The sequence below is a fragment of the Klebsiella sp. RIT-PI-d genome (assembly GCF_001187865.1).
GTDB lineage: Bacteria > Pseudomonadota > Gammaproteobacteria > Enterobacterales > Enterobacteriaceae > Superficieibacter.
In genome coordinates, this window is sequence record NZ_LGIT01000018.1 from 30,817 (window position 1) to 52,204 (window position 21,388).

Genomic DNA, 21,388 nt, shown 5'->3' on the forward strand with positions numbered 1-21,388 from the left:
ATGAAGTTTATTCAAATTAGAAATTAACCTTTCTTAAATACCGATTATTATTAAATTTCACTGAATCCCGCTCATCAATAACCACCAGAAAGCACAAACAATAAATTTAATTAAAAACAATAAATTACAAACAAAACTCCTTTTAATCCACATTGATCAATATCACAAAAAACAACATTTATTATTCAGGCTAAAGTAAGCTTTAGTATTCATAAATTTGCTCTTTCTTATTTATCTGGCTATATGATGAATAAGCCAGACGATAGATAACGTTCGTGAGGAGCCTACCTTCTACCTGAGAGTCACTGAGAAACTCATCAGCGACCAAAAAAACCAATTGCTTTTATATCGCTAATGCCGCACAGCAGTAGCCTTAATGAAATGTTAATAAAATGACGGTGAGAAACTATTTAACAATAGAATCTCTGCCGCGGAAACCCTTTACCTCTAATTACGACGAGGCGCTATCAGAGCGCTTTATCCATATTTTCGGGAGTAAGAATCAATGGTGTCGATATCTGTTATCTCTGCTTTAACGGGTGTAGAAACGTCTACGACTGCTTCTGAAGTTACGTTGAGCCATCCTGCCATTGTAAAACTTCAGGTTGAGCGGGCTGATATCGCCTCCCTTGCCCGAACCAACAATGACCTGATTGTCCATTTGCGCTCCGGCGAAACCATTACTATTAAAAACTTTTACCTGGCCGATGGAGCAACGCATAGCTCACTGGTGCTTGAAGACGGTCAGGGCGCGCTATGGTGGGTTGAAGATCCTGCCGCAGCCGGGCTTAGTTGGGTGCAGATAGGCAGTATTGATGATCTTATCGTCGCGACAGGTACGACAGCAGCAGAGGGCGCCGCACCGGTATGGCCCTGGGTACTGGGTGGATTATTAGGCGGAGGCGGACTGGCCGCCGTCGCCGCATCGAGTGGCGGAAGCAGCAGCAAAGATGACGATCACCTCCCTACATTACCACCCGGAAGCGAAACGGGAGTAGATAATACACCTCCTGATGTGCCTCAAAATCTGCTGATCAGCGGTGATGGCAAAACGCTTACCGGCAGCGCTGAACCCGGCAGTACCATTACGGTCACCGATGCCAATGGTAATGTGATTGGCTCCGGTGAAACCGGTAGTGACGGTCAGTTTACAATTGGTCTTGATACGCCGCAGACCGACGGTCGGCCTATTGACGTCGTGGCGACCGATCCCGCAGGCAATACTGGCCCTTCTGCCAGCGTAGATACGCCGGATTTGACAGCCCCGGCTGCGCCGACCAATCTCTTAATTAGCGATGAAGGCGCAACGCTGACCGGTAAAGCGGAACCTGGCAGTACGGTTAAGGTTACTGATGCCAGCGGGAAACTCATTGGTAGTGGGGTCGCTGATGCGGAGGGTAATTTCCGCCTGACGCTCAGCCCGGTCCAGAATCATGGTGAAACACTTAACGTCAGCGCTACCGATGCGGCTGGCAATACGAGTCCTTCGGCTACTGTCATCGCCCCGGATCTTCTATCGTCAGATGCCGGAACATTTGACCACGTGCTGGACGATGTGGGATCGATTACCGGCGAGTTACGCAATGGCCAGCTCACCGACGATACTCGCCCTACCCTCACGGGTAGCGGTCAGCCTGGGGCAACCATTACGTTCTACGACAATGGTATCGCTATCGGCAGTACCCTGGTGGATGCTCGTGGTGCGTGGAGTTTTACCCCGGCGACCCCGCTGAGTGAAGGCACGCATATTTTAACCGTCTCTTTTAGCAATACCGGGACATTCTCAGAACCGTTTACGCTGATTGTAGATACCACCCCGCCGACAGCCCCGACCGATTTAATCACCTCCGAAGACGGCACCACCGTCACCGGCAGCGCCGAGGCGGGCAGCACCGTGACCCTGACCGACGCCAGCGGCAACGTGCTGGGGAGCGGAGTTGCAGGCGCAGACGGACGCTTCAGCATTGGCATCACCCCGGCGCAGACCCACGGCGAGACTCTGACCGCCGTGGCGCAGGATGCGGCCGGGAACACCGGGCCATCGGCCATCTTCACTGGCTCTGACTCGCAGGTGCCGGCGGTCCCGGTGATTGTGAATGTGCTCGACGATGCCGGCACCCTGACTGGCAACCTGAGCAACGGCCAGAGCACCGATGACGCCACGCCGACCCTCAGCGGCAGCGGCGAACCCGGCTCCACCGTCTCGCTGTACAGCGATGATGTTTTGCTGGGCACCGTGCTGGTCGATGCCTCCGGCAACTGGCGCTTTACCCCGGCCACCCCGCTTGCCGACGGTCCGCATACGTTTACCGCCACCGCCACTAACGCCAGCGGCACCAGCGGGACCTCCGCCAGCTTTACCCTCACCGTTGACACTGTTCCGCCGACAGCCCCGACCGATTTAACCACCTCCGAAGACGGCACCACCGTCACCGGCAGCGCCGAGGCGGGCAGCACCGTGACCCTGACCGACGCCAGCGGCAACGTGCTGGGGAGCGGAGTTGCCGGCGCAGACGGACGCTTCAGCATTGGCATCACCCCGGCGCAGACCCACGGCGAGACTCTGACCGCCGTGGCGCAGGATGCGGCCGGGAACACCGGGCCATCGGCCATCTTCACTGGCTCTGACTCGCAGGTGCCGGCGGTCCCGGTGATTGTGAATGTGCTCGACGATGCCGGCACCCTGACTGGCAACCTGAGCAACGGCCAGAGCACCGATGACGCCACGCCGACCCTCAGCGGCAGCGGCGAACCCGGCTCCACCGTCTCGCTGTACAGCGATGATGTTTTGCTGGGCACCGTGCTGGTCGATGCCTCCGGCAACTGGCGCTTTACCCCGGCCACCCCGCTTGCCGACGGCCCGCACACCCTGACCGCCACCGCCACTAACGCCAGCGGCACCAGCGGGACCTCCGCCAGCTTTACCCTCACCGTTGACACTGTTCCGCCGACAGCCCCGATCGATTTAATCACCTCCGAAGACGGCACCACCGTCACCGGCAGCGCAGAAGCAGGCAGCACCGTGACCCTGACCGACGCCAGCGGCAACGTGTTGGGGAGTGGCATCACCGGGGCAGACGGACGCTTCAGCATTGGCATCACCCCGGCGCAGACCCACGGCGAGATCCTGACCGCCGTGGCGCAGGATGCGGCCGGGAATACCGGGCCATCGGCCACCTTCGCTGGCTCTGACTCACAGGTGCCGGCCGTCCCGGTGATTGTGAATGTGCTCGACGATGCCGGCACCCTGACCGGCAACCTGAGCAACGGCCAGAGTACCGATGACGCCACGCCGACCCTCAGCGGCAGCGGCGAACCCGGCTCCACCGTCTCGCTGTACAGCGATGATGTTTTGCTGGGCACCGTGCTGGTCGATGCCTCCGGCAACTGGCGCTTTACCCCGGCCACTCCGCTTGCCGACGGCCCGCATACGTTTACCCCCCCCGCCCCTAACGCCAGCGGCACCAGCGGGACCTCCGCCAGCTTTACCCTCACCGTTGACACTGTTCCGCCGACAGCCCCGATCGATTTAATCACCTCCGAAGACGGCACCACCGTCACCGGCAGCGCCGAGGCAGGCAGCACCATCACTATGACCGATGGAAACGGCCAGCCGCTCGGCAGTGTTGTCGTCGGAACTGACGGCAGTTTTACAGTTTCGCTGACGCCGGCACAGATTAACGGGCAGACGCTGAACGTGGTGGCAACCGATCCGGCAGGCAATAGCAGTCCGACTGCTACCGTCACTGCACCAGATGGTGCGACACCGGGTACACCGGTGATTGAGGTGGCGATTGATGATGCAGGCCCTCAGACGGGGCCACTGAGCAATAGTCAAAGCACTGATGACACCACGCCAACCCTCACCGGCAGCGGCGTGCCGGGCGCAACGCTTACTGTCTATGACAACGGCGTTGAAATCGGCTCGACGCTCATCGACAGCGCGGGCCGCTGGCGCTTTACTCCTACTGCACCGCTGGGCAACGGCAATCATGCGCTTACCGTGACGGCGACTGATACGGCGGGCAACACCAGCCCGGCATCCGGTGTCTTTACCCTGACAGTAGATACTAACGCGCCGGCCGTTCCGGTCTTTACCAGCCTGACCGATGATGCAGGCACGCTGACCGGTCCGCTGATCAACGGGCAAGTCAGTGATGATGCTCAGCCGACATTTGCCGGTCGCGCCGAGCCTGGCAGCACCATCACTCTGTATGACAACGGCACAGTTATCGGCCTGGCGACGGTCGATAACAGCAGGAGCTGGACCTTCACGCCGACGACAGCCCTGGCTGACGGTAGTCACAGCTTTACCATTACCGCGACCGATGCAGTGGGAAATACCAGCGCGCTCTCAGCCCCGTGGACGGTGATTATCGATACCGTTGCGCCAGATGCGCCTCTCTCCCCTGCGGCAACCGATGCGTCAGGTAGCATCACCGGAGCCATTGCTGAAGGTCAATTCACCGATGAAACGCGCCCGGTGCTGAGCGGTAGCGGCGAAGCGGGTGCGACGGTAAGCATTTACGATGGAGCGACGTTGCTGGGGACCGCGATTATTAACGACGCGGGTAACTGGCGCTTTACGCCAACGACACCGCTGGGCGAAGGCGCACACGCGCTGAGCGTTACCCTCACCGATGTCGCAGGCAACATCAGCCCGCCGTCATCAGCACTGAATTTTGTGGTGGATACCACCCCGCCTGCTGCGCCAGTCGATCTCACGACCTCTGAAGATGGCACGACCGTCACCGGCAGCGCGGAAGCGGGCAGCACCGTGACCATTACCGATGCGGGCGGCAATATGCTTGGCCGCGGCACCGCCGATCAAAACGGCAGTTTCAGTATTGGCATTGTTCCGGCGCAGACCGACGGCGAGGCGCTGACGGCGATAGCCCGTGATGCGGCGGGTAATCAGGGTCCCTCGGCGGCCTTCAGCGGTGCACTCTCCGGTGTCCCGGATGTGCCGCTGCTGGTCGCTATCGTCGACAATGTGGGGAGTGTTACCGGCAATCTGAGCGACGGACAAACCACGGATGATACCACCCCCGACCCTCAACGGTACTGGCGAACCTAATGCCACCATCACGGTTTACAACAATGGCATTGCTATTGGTACGACCTCGGTGGATGACGCCGGCAACTGGCGTTTTACCCCTTCCCCGGCTCTGCCGGAAGGGGAGAATACATTTACCTTTACCCTGACGGCCACTAACGGTAACGGCACCAGCGGCATCTCTTTACCGCTGACGATTATTGTTGATACTACGCCGCCTGCCGCGCCGGGCGATCTGGCGGTAACCGGGGACGGGACGACCCTCACCGGGACGGCTGAAGCGGGCAGTACCGTGACGATTACTGATGCCAGTGGCAATATCATTGGCACTAGCGTGGCAGGCCCGGACGGCACCTTTAGCGCCACGCTGACACCTGCGCAGATTAACGGTGAAGCGTTGACCGCCACGGCGACCAACCTGGCAGGCAACGCCGGTCCGGGCGCAGACATTAGCGCACCGGATATTACCGCTCCGGCGGCACCGGACGGCCTGGCCATTTCAGAAGACGGAACAACGCTCACCGGTAATGCCGAAGCCGGCAGTACTGTAACGGTGACCGATGGCAACGGTCAGTCGCTGGGCACCACCACCGCGGCACCAGATGGCACGTTTACCTTGCCGTTGACCCCGCCGCTGACCAACGGTGAAACGCTGAATGTTGTGGCCAGCGACCCGACCGGCAACAACAGTCCAGCCGCCAGCACCACTGCGCCTGATACCACGCCGCCGCAAGTTCCCACACTTGAGGCAGTGACTGACGACAGCGGTCCGTTAACCGGGCCGCTGACCGGCGGTCAGAGCACTGATGATACCCGTCCAGCCCTCAGCGGCAGCGCCGAGCCTGGCACGATCATCACGGTTTATGATAACGGTGCGCTGCTCGGCACAACACAAACCACTGCCGCAGGAAGCTGGATATTTACGCCGACGCTGCCGCTGACAGAGGGTAACCACGCGCTGACCGTTACTGCAACGGATGCAGCAAATAATACCAGCGCCGCCAGCCCGGCCTTTAATGTGGTCGTGGATACCCTGGCCCCGCCGATGCCGGTTATTGAGACCATCGTCGACAGTTCAGGATCGACCATTAACGCGCCGATCACCGACGATCCTCGCCCGACCTTTAGCGGGACTGGCGAAGCCGGGACCACCCTCACCTTTTACGATAACGGCCTACCTGCGGGCAGCGTGGTAGTAGCGGCTGACGGCCGCTGGACCTTTACGCCTGCGAACGATTTGACCGAGGGTGCGCATACCATCACTCTCACCGCTCAGGATGCCGCCGGAAATATCAGTGCGCCATCGCTGGCGCTGACGCTTGAGGTCGATACAATCGCACCGGATGCGCCTGCCGTTCCGGTAATTAATGACGATACCGGTACGATCACCGGTCCGGTGGCAGACGGTCAGCCGACGGATGAAACGCGCCCGCGCCTGACCGGCAGCGGCGAGGCGGGAACGACAATCACCGCCTGGCAAGGCAATGTCATCGTGGGCAGCGCGGTGGTTGACGCTCAGGGTAACTGGAGCCTGATCCCGAATACGCCGCTGGCGCAGGGGATCAACGCCCTGCGCTTTACGGCCACCGATCCGGCCGGTAACGTCAGCGAATTCTCCGCAACGCTGAACATTAACATCGATATCACGCCACCTGCGGCGCCGACCGCGCTGGTTGTTTCCCTCGATGGCACCACCGTCACCGGTTCAGCGGAAGCCGGAAGCCTGGTCACGATCAGTGATATTAACGGTAACCGTCTGGGTTCAGCGACGGCAGGCGGCGATGGTACTTTCTCTGTCACGATTTCCCCGGCGCAAACTGACGGCGAATCGCTGCTGGCGATAGCCCGCGACAGCGCCGGCAACAGCGGTCCGACCGCCGCGTTCAGCGGTTCGACATCAGGCTACCCTGACGTGCCGACGATCCTCGCCGTCTCCGATGATGTAGGATCAATCAGAGGGAATCTGAGCAACGGCCAGCATACCGATGATACCCGGCCGACGCTGAGCGGGACTGGCGAGCCGGGCGCGACCATCACCGTCTATCTTAACGGTGAAGCCGTCGATAGCGTGCTGGCTGATGCCGCCGGCAACTGGCGCTATACCCCGGCGACCCCGCTGGCGGAAGGGGAAAATGCGTTTACCTTTACCGTCACGGCAACCAACAATAACGGCACCAGCGGCGAGTCTCAGCCTTTCACCCTGGTTGTTGACACCCTTGCCCCGGATGCCCCGACGATCGCACAGGTGATTGACGACGCCGGGACCCTCACTGGCGCGCTCACCAACGGGCAGATGACGGACGATCGTCAGCCAACGTTTAACGGCAGTAGCGAACCGGGTGCCACACTGACGTTCTATGATAACGGCGTGCAAATCGGTAGCGTACTGGCGGATAACAACGGCAACTGGCACTTTACCCCCTCTTCGCCGCTGAACGAAGGGGCGCACAGCATCACCGTGACGGCGACAGATACCGCAGGCAATGTCGGTGTCGCCTCACCGGCCTTTGGTTTCACCGTGGCAATCACGGCCCCTGATGCACCAGCCATTACGGCCGTTGTTGATGATATCGGCCCCCTTACCGGTACGCTCAGCAGCGGACAAACCACCGACGATACGCAACCGCAATTGAGCGGTACAGCGGCCATCGGCAGCCAGATTATTATCTACGATAATGGCGTGCAACTGGGCACCACCATCGCAGACGGTGACGGACGCTGGATCTTTACCCCGAATGTGGCGCTGAGTGAAGGCAATCATGACTTTACCGTTACCGCTGCCGATGCTACGGGTAATGTCAGCGCAGCGTCACCTGTATTCACTCTGATTGTTGATGTCACTGCGCCAGTCGCGCCTGCAATTCCTGTGGTGACTGACGATGTGGGAAGCATTACCGGCCCGCTGACTAACGGCCAGGCCACCGATGATACCCGTCCAACGCTAAGCGGAACGGGCGAAGCGGGAAGTCTGATCACTATTTATGACGGTGAGACAGTCACCGGCACAGTGACGGTTGACGACAATGGACAGTGGAGCTTTACACCGGGTGCGGCGCTTGCCGAGGGACTGCATACTCTTACCTTTACCGCGACCGATCCTGCAGGTAACGTGAGTCCGCTCCCGGCACCGTTCTCCTTCGTGATCGATACTCAGCCGCCTGCCGCTCCCACCGGGCTTGCAGTGAGTGAAAACGGCGTTAACGTTACCGGGAGTGCTGAAGCAGGCAGCCAGGTGACGATTGTTGATGCTGGCGGCACGGTGTTGGGTTCCGGCAGCGCGGGCAATGACGGCACGTTTGTGATTGTAATTTCTCCGGCGCAGACGGCCGGGCAATCCCTCTCGGCCAGCGCACAGGACAGCGCAGGCAACAGCGGCCCGGCGGCAACCTTTACCGCCACCAGCTCGGGCTTCCCGACGGTGCCGGTGATTGTTTCTGCGACTGATGATATCGGCGCAGTGACCGGCACGCTGGGCAGCGGGCAAGCTACGGACGATACGCGTCCGCTGCTCGCAGGCACCGCGGCACCAGGCTCGTCCCTGACGCTTTATGATAACGGTGTCCTGCTCGGGACTGCTCTGACCGGTGCCAACGGCCGGTGGAGCTTTACCCCAGCCGCCGCGCTGGCGGAAGGCGCGCATACCTTTACCGCCACCGCCACCAATGCGAATGGCACCAGCGCGCTGTCTGCGGTCTTTACCTTGACGGTGGATGTCAGCGCTCCGGTTGCACCCGTACCCGATCAGATCCTCGACGACGCAGGCACGATCACCGGACCGCTGGTTAACGGACAGCGTACCGACGACACGCAGCCTGTGATTACCGGCAGCGGCGAAGCGGGCACCACCGTGACTCTTTATGACAATGGTGCCGCCATCGGCAGCGCCACGGTAGATGCTGACGGAAACTGGCGTCTCACGCCTGACGCACCGCTGGCGGACGGCGCGCATTCATTAACGGTTGGCGCAACCGATGCAGCGGGCAATGTTGGCCCGGCATCCCCGGCGATAGCACTCATCGTCGATACCCTTGCGCCGGCCACGCCGGTCATCTCCGCCATTATTGATAATCAGGGCGCAATAACCGGACCTCTGCTGGACGGTCAGTCCACCGATGCCACCCAGCCGGTGATTAACGGTTCCGGGGAGGCGGGAGCCACCATCCGCATTCTGGATAACGACAGCGAAATCGGTACTGCGCAGGTCAATGAACAAGGCAACTGGACCTTTACCCCGGCCAGTCCGCTGGGCGAGGGGCCGCACGCCATTACGGTGATCGCCAGCGATACGGCGGGTAACACCAGCGCACCGTCGGCTGGCGTCACATTTACCGTTGATACTACTCCGCCTGCGGTTCCGACGCTGCCGACGCTCAGTGATGACGCCGGTCCGATCACCGAAAACATCGTTAACGGCATGCGCACCGACGATAGCCAGCCAACCTTCACTGGTCGCGGCGAGCCGGGCACGACCATCACGTTGTACGATAACAACCTTGTGCTTGGCAGCGCTCCTGTCGGCACTGATGGCAACTGGATCTTTACGCCAGCCAGCGCGCTGGCTGAAGGCCCTCATGCCCTGACATTTACCGCCACAGACGCAATCGGAAATGTCAGCCAGCCATCCGCCGTCATTCAGTTTGTTGTTGACCTGACGCCACCTGCCGCCCCTGACGATTTAGCGGTTTCACCGCAGGGAACAACGGTGACCGGGAGCGCGGAAGCCGGCAGCCTGGTGACGATCACTAATGCCAGCGGCAATGTGGTACTGGGTAGCGGAACCGCCGACGCCAACGGTACGTTTAGCATCAGCATTTCCCCGGCGCAGACTGCCGGACAAGCGCTGCTGGCTCAGGCGGCCGACGCAGCCGGTAACACGGGACCGGCCGCAGAATTCACTGCCACCAGTTCGGGCTTCCCGGCAGTGCCGGTGATTATTGCCGTCAGTGATGATGTTGGCCCGATCGTGGGCAATCTGAGCAACGGCCAGCGCACCGATGACACCACCCCAACCCTGACTGGCACCGGTGAGCCGGGCGCGACCATTACGGTTTACAACAATGGGGCTGAAATTGGCACTGCGCTGGCGAACGCTGGCGGTAACTGGACCTTTACCCCGAATACGCCGCTGCCGGAAGGGGTCAATACGGTGACCTTTACCGTCACGGCCACCAACGGCAATGGCACCAGCGATGGCTCTCAGCCGTTCACGCTGATCGTCGATACCGTCGCGCCGGATGCGCCGATCATCGCTCAGGTAGTGGATGACGTCGAAGGCAATACCGGCCCGCTGGTCAGCGGCCAGCCGTCGAACGATCCTCAGCCAACGCTTAGCGGCACCGCAGAGCCTGGCGCAACCGTGACGCTTTATGAAGGAACCAGCGTGCTGGGCAGCGCGGTGACGAATGTCAATGGCGTCTGGAGTCTGACGCCACAAACGCCACTTGCCAGCGGCGCTCATCCGCTGACGGTAGTCGCGACAGACGTTGCAGGTAACAGCAGCGCGCCGTCGGCCGTCTTTACGCTGCAAGTGGATACTACTGCTCCGGCCGCGCCGGTTATCGTCACGGTAACCGATGATATCGCGCCCGGCACCGGTCCGCTGACCAGCGGTCAGGCGACTAATGACACTCAACCCCTGTTCAACGGCACCGCCGAGGCGGGCTCAACCGTTACGCTTTACAGTGACGGCGTGGCGATTGGCAGCGCGCGGGTCAGTAACGCCGGCAACTGGACGCTGACCCCGGCGCAACCGCTGGGCGATGGCCCCCATATTATTACGGCCGTGGCGACCGACGCAGCAGGTAACAGCGGCCCGCTTTCTGGCGGCTTTACCCTGGTGATTGATATCAGCGGCCCGGATGCACCGCTTCTCGGGACAGTTATCGATGATGTCGGCAGCGTCACCGGCGCACTTAGCACAGGTCAGATAACCGATGATACCCGGCCAACGTTGACCGGGACGGCAGAGCCAAATTCGAATGTGCAGATCCTCGATAACGGTGCGCTGATTGGCAGCGCACCGGTGAACGCAGACGGTGAATGGCGCTTCACACCGACCGCCGCGCTGGCCGAGGGTCCACACAGCTTTACCCTGACGGCGACGGATGCATCGGGTAATACCGGCCCGGCGTCAGCCCCCTTCACCATCACGATTAATACTACGGCACCGGCCACGCCGCTGATTGGCAGCGTCAACGATGACAGCGGTAGTGTGACCGGCCCGCTGACCAGCGGACAGGCCAGTGATGATACGCGCCCAACATTGACCGGCAGCGGCGATCCCGGCACCACCATTCGCCTGTTCGACAATGGCGTGCAGATTGCCACCGCTCAGGTTGATGCTAATGGCAACTGGAGCCTGGCGCCGGACGCGCCGCTGGGCAGTGGTAACCATCCGCTAACGGTTTCCGCCACCGATGCTGCCGGAAACAGCAGTACCGCATCGCCGGTATTTAATCTGCTGATTGATATAACTGCGCCGACCGCGCCGGTCATCATTAGCGTGATTGACGATGCCAGCGGGACCGCGCAGCCGCTAACTACCGGTCAGCTCACGCGCGACACCCAGCCTGCGCTCAGCGGCAGGACGGAAGTCGGAGCCACCGTACGTATTTTCGATAACGGCGTGGCGATCGGTACCGTTCAGGCCGACAACAGCGGTACCTGGACCTTTACCCCTGCAACCGCGCTGACGGAGGGGACGCATAATCTTACTGTCAACGCCACCGACAGCGCGGGCAATACCAGTCCGCTGTCTGCGGCCTTTACGCTGACTATCGACCTGACCGCCCCGCAGGTTATTGCCCCGGTAGTTACCGACAACGTGGGCTTGCTAACCGGCACCCTGGCAGACGGTCAACGTACCGATGACACTCGTCCTGCGCTGAGCGGCAGCGGCGAAGCGGGCAATCAAGTCGTGTTGTTTGATAACGGTGTTGAACTGGGCCGCGTTACGGTCGGCAACGACGGGCAGTGGCGCTTTACGCCAGACACGCCGCTTGCCGAAGGCAGCCACAGCCTCACCGTGCAGGAGACCGATAGCGTCGGCAACGTCAGCCCGCAATCGGCTGCCGTCACGGTGATTATTGATATCACCCCGCCGGATGCGGCAGTAATTAACGCTGTTGCTGAAGACGGAACCACCGTCAGCGGCACGGCAGAAGTCGGGGCGACCATCACCGTGGTAAATGCTGATAACGTGCAAATTGGTCGCGGTATCGTGGACGAGAATGGAAACTTTACCGTCCGGCTGTCACCGTCGCAGACGCAAAGCCAGCCGCTGGAAGCACGCATTCAGGACAGTGCAGGCAACGTCGGCGAACCGACGCCGTTTACCGGCTCTGACTCTGGCCTGCCGGATACACCTGCCATCATCGCCATCACTGACGATGTGGGTACCCTCACCGGGGCGTTAACTACAGGCCAGTCTACCGACGACACGCGTCCGCTGCTGAGCGGAACAGCCGAAGCCAATGCGCAAATTACCGTCTATAACAACGGAATAGCCACAGGTAATGTGACTGCCGATGCCAACGGCAACTGGACTTTCACACCACAAGCGGCGCTGGCGGATGGCCCTTATTCGTTCACCGCCACCGCCACTACCGCAGCAGGCACCAGCGGTCTTTCTGTTGCCTTTACCATTGTCGTTGATACTGTCGCCCCGGACGCGCCGGAGGATCTGAATGTCAGCGCTGACGGCCTGACCGTCAGCGGTAGCGCAGAAGCAGGCAGCCTGGTGACTATTACCGGGGCCAACGGCGCGCCTCTGGGAAGCAGCATTGCAGATGACGGCGGTAATTTTAGCGTCACACTCAATGCGCCGCAGACCAACGGTCAGACGCTGATGGCGATTGCAACAGATGCGGCAGGCAACAGCGGCCCGTCGGCGTCCACCAGTGCAGCGGATACCACTGCGCCGGATGCCCCACAGGGGCTGGCGATCACTCAGGATGGCGCTATCGTCACCGGCCGCGCTGAGCCAGGCAGTACGGTGACTATTCTTAACGCCAGTAATCAAAACGTAGGCAGCGGGCAGGTGGACGACAACGGCGATTTCCGTATCGAACTCACTCCGGCGCAAATCACCGGTGAGGCATTAAGTGCCACCGCCACCGACGCTGCCGATAACACCGGTCCGGCGGCAAATGTTACCTCGCCGGACCTGACGCCGCCCGCTGCGCCATCAGACCTGGTGGTGTCTGATGATGGCACCATCTTGTCCGGCACCGCCGAAGCGGGTAGCACGGTCAATGTCACTGGGCCAGATAACATCCCGCTCGGCAACGCGACGGCGGATGCTAACGGCCAGTTTACGGTGACGTTGACCACGCCACAAACCAACGGCGAACTGCTGAGCGCCTCGGCAACCGACACCGCCATCAATGCCGGGCCTGCCAGCACGGTGAATGCTCCGGATATCACAGCGCCACAGCCGCCGATCATCACAAGCGTTGTGGACGATGTGCCGGAATTCACCGGCGCGCTGACCAACGGGCAAAGTACTAACGACGCGCGTCCAGCGCTCAACGGCACCGCGGAGGCGAACGCCACGGTACGCATCCTCGACAACGGCGTGGAAATCGGGTCGGTCACCGCAGATACCAGCGGCAACTGGAGTTTTATGCCGTTAACGCCGCTGGCCGCTGGCGGACACGTCTTGACGGTGACCGCAACGGACAGCGATGGCAATATCAGTGAGCCTTCTGCCGCATTCAGTCTGGTGGTCGACACCGCAATTCCACAGGCCCCGGTGATTACCCTGGTCACGGACGATGTTAATCCGGTCAGCGGACAAATTACCAACGGTCAAAGCACCAATGACACGCGCCCTGCGCTCTCTGGCACCGCTGAGCCAGGATCTACGGTAACGGTCTTTGATAATGGTACGGCCATCGGGACAGTGCAGACGGACCTGAATGGCGGCTGGGCATTCACTCCGACCACCGCACTGAGCGACGGTCTGCACCGTTTGACGGCCAGCATCACCGACACGGTGGGGAATACCAGCGCCCTTTCCACGCCGTTCACCCTGACGGTGGACACCCTTATTCCGGCGGCTCCGGTAATTATCGCCGTGATTGATGATACTGGCAGTGTTACCGGCCCGCTGACCGCCGGGCAGGTGACCGACGATACCCGTCCGGCCCTGAGCGGAACGGCCGAGGCCAACAGCACGCTGCGGATCTTCGATAACGGTACAGCCATCGGAACGGTGCAGGTGGGCAATAACGGCAACTGGAGCTTTACCCCGATCGCACCACTGGCAAATGGCGCACATCTGCTGACCGTCAGTACGACGGATGCCGCAGGTAACGTCAGCCCGGCCGCCAGCTTTACTCTGACGGTCGACACCCTTGCGCCAGTCGCGCCAACGATTGTGACCATTGCCGACGATGTGGGTAGCGTAACCGGTAACCTGACCGCCGGTCAGAGCACCGACGACACACGCCCTGCGCTCAGCGGCAGCGCTGAGCCGGGAGCAAATATCACACTGTACGATAACGGCATCCTGTTAGGGGCCACCACCGTCGATCAGAACGGAGACTGGACCTTTACGCCGACTACGGCGCTGGCGGAAGGCCCTCATTCCCTGACCGCCGTCGCCACAGATAGCGCGGGTAATGTCAGCCCGGCCTCTGCCGCCTTCGTTATTGTGGTCGATACTACTGCGCCGCTGACGCCGGTTCTCAACGCAGTCACTGACGATGTGCCGGACGGCATTGGTGATTTGACATCCGGACAACAAACTAATGATACGCAACCTGCGTTAAGCGGAAGCGGCACGCCGGGCGATACCATCACCGTGTATGACGGCATTGATAATGCGCTGGGCACCACGCTGGTGGACGCCAACGGTAACTGGAGCTTTACCCCGCCGGTGCCGCTTGGCATGGGTGAACACAGCCTGACGTTAACCGCCACCGATCCGGCGGGCAACGTTAGCAACCCGTCGCTACCTTTCATCATCAATGTGCAGACCGCCCTCCCTGAAACGCCGGTATTATTGAGCGTCAATGATAATGTCGGTGCAGAAACCGGTCCGCTGACCAGTGGCGCATTGTCCGATGACAATCTGCCGACGCTGACAGGCACTGCCCCCGTCAACAGCACCGTCACGATTTATAATGCCGGGATTGCGATTGGCACCACCCTTGCCGACGGCAGCGGAAACTGGAACTTTCCCCCCGCCCCGGCGCGGGCCGACGGTAATTACCCGCAGCCGCCCCCCGCCACTGACGCCGCAGGCAATATCAGCCCGGCGACCGCCGGGTTTGACCTGACGATCGATGCCACGGCCCCGCTCGCGCCAGTCATCACTGCGGTTGAGGATAATATCGGGCCATTCACGGCAGCGCTGACAAACGGCGGGTTTACCGATGACACCCTGCCGCTGATCCGCGGGACGGCAGAAGCCAACAGTACCGTGACCCTTTACGCCAATACCACGCTACTCGGCACAGCAGAGGTGGATGGTGCCGGTAACTGGACCTTTACCCCCCTCACCGCACTGACTGAAGGTCTGTATACCCTGACCGTCAGCGCGGCAGATGCGGCGGGCAACACCAGCGTTCTCTCCGCACCGTTTACCTTTAATGTGGATCTGACCGCCCCTGATGCGCCGGAGGATCTGACCACGCCGGGTGACGGCACCGCCGTGTCGGGCACGGCCGAAGCGGGGACGACGGCTATAGTCAGCGACGCGCTGGGGAATGTGCTGGGACGCGCGCTCACCGGTGAAAACGGCAACTTTACCGTGACGCTGACCCCGGCGCAGACCGGGGGCGGAACACTGACCGTTGTGGTACAGGATGCGGCAGGTAATATCAGTTCGCCGACGACCTTCCCGTCGTCGAACTCGGGCCTGCCTGCGGTTCCTGCCATCACGGTCATTACCGATGATGTCGGCACCCTCACCGGCAATCTGACCAACGGGCAGAGCACCGATGATAATCAACTCGCACTGAGCGGGACCGCCCAGCCGAATGTCGTCGTGACGATCATCGTTGATGGCGCAATTGTTGATAGCGTGACGGCCGATGCCGACGGCGCGTGGTCATACACGCTACCCGGTACGCTCAACGATGGTCCGCATACCTTTGCGGTGAATGCAACCAATGCGAACGGCACCGGCGGCACCTCCTCGCCGATCACCCTGACTGTCGATACCGTCGCGCCGGATGCGCCGGCGATAGTCCAGGTGGCTGACGATGTTGATGCCCAGACAGGTGTGCTGGTCAACGGCCAAATCACTAACGATGCGCAGCCAACGCTGACTGGCACTAGCGAAGCCGGTGCAACGGTGAGCATTTATGATAATGGGCAAGTGCTGGACAGCGTTGTGGCTGATACCGAGGGCAACTGGACCTTTACCCCGGCGGCTGCGCTGGGCGACGGTCCGCACGATCTGACCGCCGTGGCAACCGATGCCGCAGGCAACAGCGGCCCGGCCTCGGCACCGTTCACGGTGATTGTCGACCCCCTTGCTCCGCCGCTGCCGGTGCTGACAAACGTCGTGGATGACGCCGGAACCGTCACCGGGTCACTCGCCACCGGGCAGAGTACCGATGACACCACTCCAACCCTTAACGGCACCGCCGAAGCGAATGCCACCGTGCTGGTTTTTGATAACGGCGTGCAGATTGGCGGTGCGCTGGTCAGCGGCACCGGCGCGTGGACCTTTACCCCCACCACGGCGCTGGCCGCCGGTCCGCACAGCTTTACGCTAAGCGCCGTCGATCCGGCAGGCAATACCGGCCCGACTACCGCCGGTTTTGACATTAACATTGTCACTACCGCGCCTGCCGTGCCGGTCATTGCGACCATTATTGATGATGCAGGCCCCCTCACCGGCGCGCTGGCAGAAGGTCAGGTTACCGATGATAATCTGCCGACCCTGAACGGTACCGGGATACCGGGTGCAACGGTGCAGGTGCTTGATAACGGCGCACCGATTGGCACCGTGCAGGTTGATAACACGGGCGCATGGACTTTTACACCGACAACGGCACTGGCCGATGGCGTCCACCGCTTTACCGCCACCGCCAGCGATGCGGCGGGCAATACCAGCGCCGCCTCCCCGGCCTTTACGCTCAACGTGGATACCCAGGCCCCGCTGGCTCCGGCCCTGGTTTCGGTGGTTGACGCCACCGGTCCGCTGACCGGGGCGCTGACTGCGGGACAAACCACCGACGAAACCCGGCCAACGCTGAGCGGCAGCGCGGAAGCAGGTTCCACGCTGCAACTGTTCGACAATGGTGTGCAGATCGGCGTGGTGACCGTTGGCGGCACCGGCAGCTGGGTCTTTACGCCGCAAACCCCGCTGGCCGAGGGGCCACACGCTATCACCGCAGTGGCTACGGATGTCGCAGGCAATACCGGCCCGGCGTCCGGCGCGTTTAATTTTACTGTCGATACCAGCGCGCCCGCGGCTCCGGTCATCGCCAGCATTGCCGATGATGTCGGCAGCGTGACCGGCACGTTGACAGGCGGTCAATCTACCGACGATACCCGGCCACTGCTGACCGGAACCAGCGAAGCCGGTGCGACGGTACAAATCATCGACAATGGCGTCGTCATCGGTACCACGCAGGCTGACAATACCGGCGGATGGACGTTCACCCCGCAAACCGCGCTGGCTAACGGTAGCCATACCTTTACGGCATCAGCTACCGACGCGGCAGGCAACAGCGGCCCGGCGTCAGCGTCCTTCACTATTGTGGTGGATACCGTCGCCCCGACGGCCCCGGTTATTGCCCTGGCTAACGATGATGTCGGCAGCGTTACCGGCCCGCTGGTCAGCGGACGCACTACCGACGATACCCAGCCTACCTTCAGCGGCCGGGGCGAGCCGGGTTCGACCCTGCGGCTGTTTGATAACGGTGTGGACATTGGCGGCACAACGGTCGCGGCAAGCGGCGACTGGAGCCTGACACTGGCCACGGCGCTGGCCAGCGGTCTGCACAGCATCACCGCTACTCTGACCGATGCGGCAGGTAACACCAGTGCGCTGTCCGCGCCTTTCACTCTGACCGTGGATACGACCGCGCCGGATGTGCCGATTATTGTCAGCATTACCGATGATATCGCCCCGATCACCGGCATCGTGGGCAACGGTGCCGCCACCAACGACGCCCGCCCGACGCTGAACGGTACCGGCGAGGCCGGAGCCACCTTGCGTATTCTGGACAATGGCGTGCAAATTGGCACCACTACCGTGGCAACCGACGGTAGCTGGTCCTTTACGCCAGGCATCAACCTGGCGCAGGGCACACATAATCTGAGCGCTACTGCCACGGATGCCGCAGGTAATACCGGCGGCGCATCGGCGCTCTATAGCGTGATTGTGGATACCCTCGCCCCGCCAGCACCGCAGGCAACACTTAGTGCCGACGGCGGCGCGATCGGTGGAACCGCCGAAGCCGGTAGCACGGTTATTGTCACGCTGCCGGGTAACGTTCAGCTCACGACCACGGCCAGCGCCAGCGGTGCATGGAGCATTTCCCTGAGCGACCGGCAGACCGAAGGCGAAGCCATTGCGGTCACCGCCCGTGACAGCGCAGGTAACGTTTCGCCTGCAACAACGCTGACCGCGCCGGTGCTGCCGCTTTCAGCCAGCGATAACGTCACGGAACTGGATCTGACCACCGACGCTACCGTGACCACGGAAAACTATACCGACTACGGCGTCCTGCTGATCGGCGCGCTGGGTAATAATGCGACGGTGCTGGGTAACGACACTGCGCAGGTCACCTTTACTGTCGCCCAGGGCGGTCGGGCAGATCTGAGTATTGATTCTGCGGCCACCGGCATTGTGCTGTCACTGCTTAATACCCAGCAAATCGCCGTGCAGCGCCTCGACCCCACCAGCAATGCATGGGTGACCGTAGCAGATTCTTCCCAGCCGCAGTTTGCCGATCTTCTGACCCTCAACGGTAGCAGCGTCAACTTTACCCTCGACGGTCTGACCGGCGGCACGTACCGCGTGCTGAGCTATAACTCTAACCTGCTGGCGACCGGCTCCTTCACCAGCCTGAATGTGTCGGTGGTTCAAACCAGTGCCGGAACGCTGAACGGCGAAACGGTTCACGTCGGCAACGTTATCCAGGATATCGATCCGGTGAGCGGTGGAGACAGTGCGCCAAACGGTACGGTGGTAAGCCAGGTCAGTAATGCCAGCGGTCAGACAGTCACCGTGGGTGCAGGCGGAGCCATCATTGACGGTCTGTACGGCACGCTGACCATTAATGCCGACGGAAGCTATCGCTATGCGCTGACCAGCACCTCGCCCACGGTACTGGGCCGCACCGAAAGCTTCACCTACACCATTACGCATAACGGCGTCAGTGACAGCGCGCAGCTGGTGGTGGCTCTCGGCGCGGGAACCGCAGGGAGCACGGTTACGGCGGTCGATAATACCGCAACGCTGACCTATGAAACGCAGGTGGAGATCGTTAATAACGGCCCGTCATCGCAGAGCAGCTTCTCGGTGGTCGGCATTGCGCTCGGCAATGTGCTCAATGCCAACATTTTGAATAACATCACTAACCCGATTGTGTTCGATGTTGAGGAGGGCTCTACCCGCACGCTGACGCTGCAATCCAGCGCTGGTGGCGTGGCGCTGCTCTCCACTTTCGACCTGTACGTCTATCGCTTTAACGATGCGATTCAGCAGTTTGAGCAATATCGGGTGGAACCCGGCTGGCTGCGGGTGCCGCTCCTGGGCGGTCAATCCGGCCAGCTCACGCTGACCCTGCCGGGCGGTGAATACCTGTTCTTGCTGAATAATGCGTCCGGGGTGACCGCGCTGACCGGCTATACCCTGAATATCCTTCAGGATCGCGTCTACAACGTGGAAAGCCTCACCGCCACCACCAGCGGTAATGTTCTGGATAACGACGTTGCGCCAGCCGGGACGCTGGTCACGGAAGTCAATGGTGTTGCGGTGGGCGCAGGAGGCGCAACCATCACCGGCAGCCACGGCACGCTAACCATCGACCAGGCCGGGAATTACAGCTATACACTGCGCAGCGGCGTCGGGGCGGACAGTATTAACGCACCGGACAGCTTTATTTACACCGTGCGTACGCCGGATGGCAGCACGGACAGCGCCTCGTTGAACATTATTGCGACCCCGCTGCCGGTCAATGCCGTCGACGATGTTAGCCCGCTAATGACCTTCACCACGCTACAGGATACGACAGCCTTTGCCGACAATTCCGTCGGCAGCGCCACCTGGACCAGTTCGCTCATCTCGCGCACCAGCGGGACCGGCAGCGGCATTATTGAAGTCGCAGCGGGGACCGCGGTGAAAGATGCGGTACTGAACTTTACCGTTGCCTCCGGTCTGGCTCTGGGAGGGTTGACCGTCAACTGGACCCTGTATGACGGCGCAACAGCCGTGCGCACCGGTTCATTTGGCGGCGGTGCTCTGCTCGGCAACGCTATTGCAGTGAGCCTCGGCGGGCTGGAACTGCATTCCGGCAACTATACGTTGAGCTATACCGGCAGTATCGGCGCGCTGTCTGTTGGCAACATTACCATCACCCCGCGGATCACCGGCACCGCCTGGGATCTGGATAACTTCGAAACCAGCGGCGTGCATACCATCAACGGCAATATCTATGACGGCAGTGATGCCGCCGGCGTGGTGGATCAGCTCTCCACCGTTGATACCCGACTGACCATTACCGGCTTTAACGGCAGTACTGTCACGCTCGATCCGTTTACCAGTAACGGAGCCAGTGGAACGGTTCAGGGTCACTACGGCACCCTGACCATCGCCAGCGATGGCGCATACAGCTACGCGCTGCGACCGGGCGTCGCCACGGCCTCCATGACCACCAGGGAGACGTTCAATTACACCCTCAACGACCAGAACGGGCATACCGATAACGCCACGCTGACCATCGACATGGCCCCGCAATTTGTGAGCACCGCGCAAAACGATACGGTCATTGGTACAGCCTATGCAGATACGCTGATTTATCAGTTGCTGAATACCACCAGCGCTACCGGCGGTAACGGCAACGATACGTGGAGCAACTTCTCGCTGGCGCAGGGTGACAAAATCGACATTGGCGACCTGCTGGTGGGCTGGAACGGCGATCAGGCCACGCTGGGCAATTACCTGACTGTCACCACCAGCGGCAATAACATCACTATCGCGATTGACCGCGACGGAGCCGGAACCACATATCAATCCACCAATCTGGTCACCCTGGAGAACGTACAGACCAACCTTGAGGAGCTGATTCAACAAAATCACATCATTACCTGATAGACACAAAATAGCCCCGGACGATGTCGTCCGGGGCAAGACAAGCAGCAACA

General features: G+C 61.0%; 2 protein-coding genes and 1 pseudogene. All 3 read left to right on the forward strand.

Features of this window, described 5'->3' with window-relative positions; translation table 11 throughout:
• Positions 1 to 505 precede the first annotated feature (505 nt).
• The 3 genes and pseudogenes from AC791_RS20505 (at position 506) to AC791_RS21000 (ending at position 21,335) form a co-directional block, all read left to right on the forward strand.
• Positions 506 to 5,077: an Ig-like domain-containing protein gene (locus AC791_RS20505; protein ID WP_148677843.1), complete on the forward strand. Its 4,572-nt coding sequence runs from the start codon at positions 506 to 508 to the stop codon at positions 5,075 to 5,077.
• Positions 5,037 to 18,086, forward strand: a pseudogene (locus tag AC791_RS20115) (Ig-like domain-containing protein); the annotation flags it as partial. The gene AC791_RS20505 and the pseudogene AC791_RS20115, both read left to right, overlap by 41 nt.
• 3 nt (positions 18,087 to 18,089) lie before the next feature.
• Positions 18,090 to 21,335, forward strand: a complete 3,246-nt coding sequence (locus AC791_RS21000; protein ID WP_416202317.1) for a BapA/Bap/LapF family large adhesin — start codon at positions 18,090 to 18,092, stop codon at positions 21,333 to 21,335.
• The last annotated feature ends 53 nt before the right edge of the window (positions 21,336 to 21,388 follow it).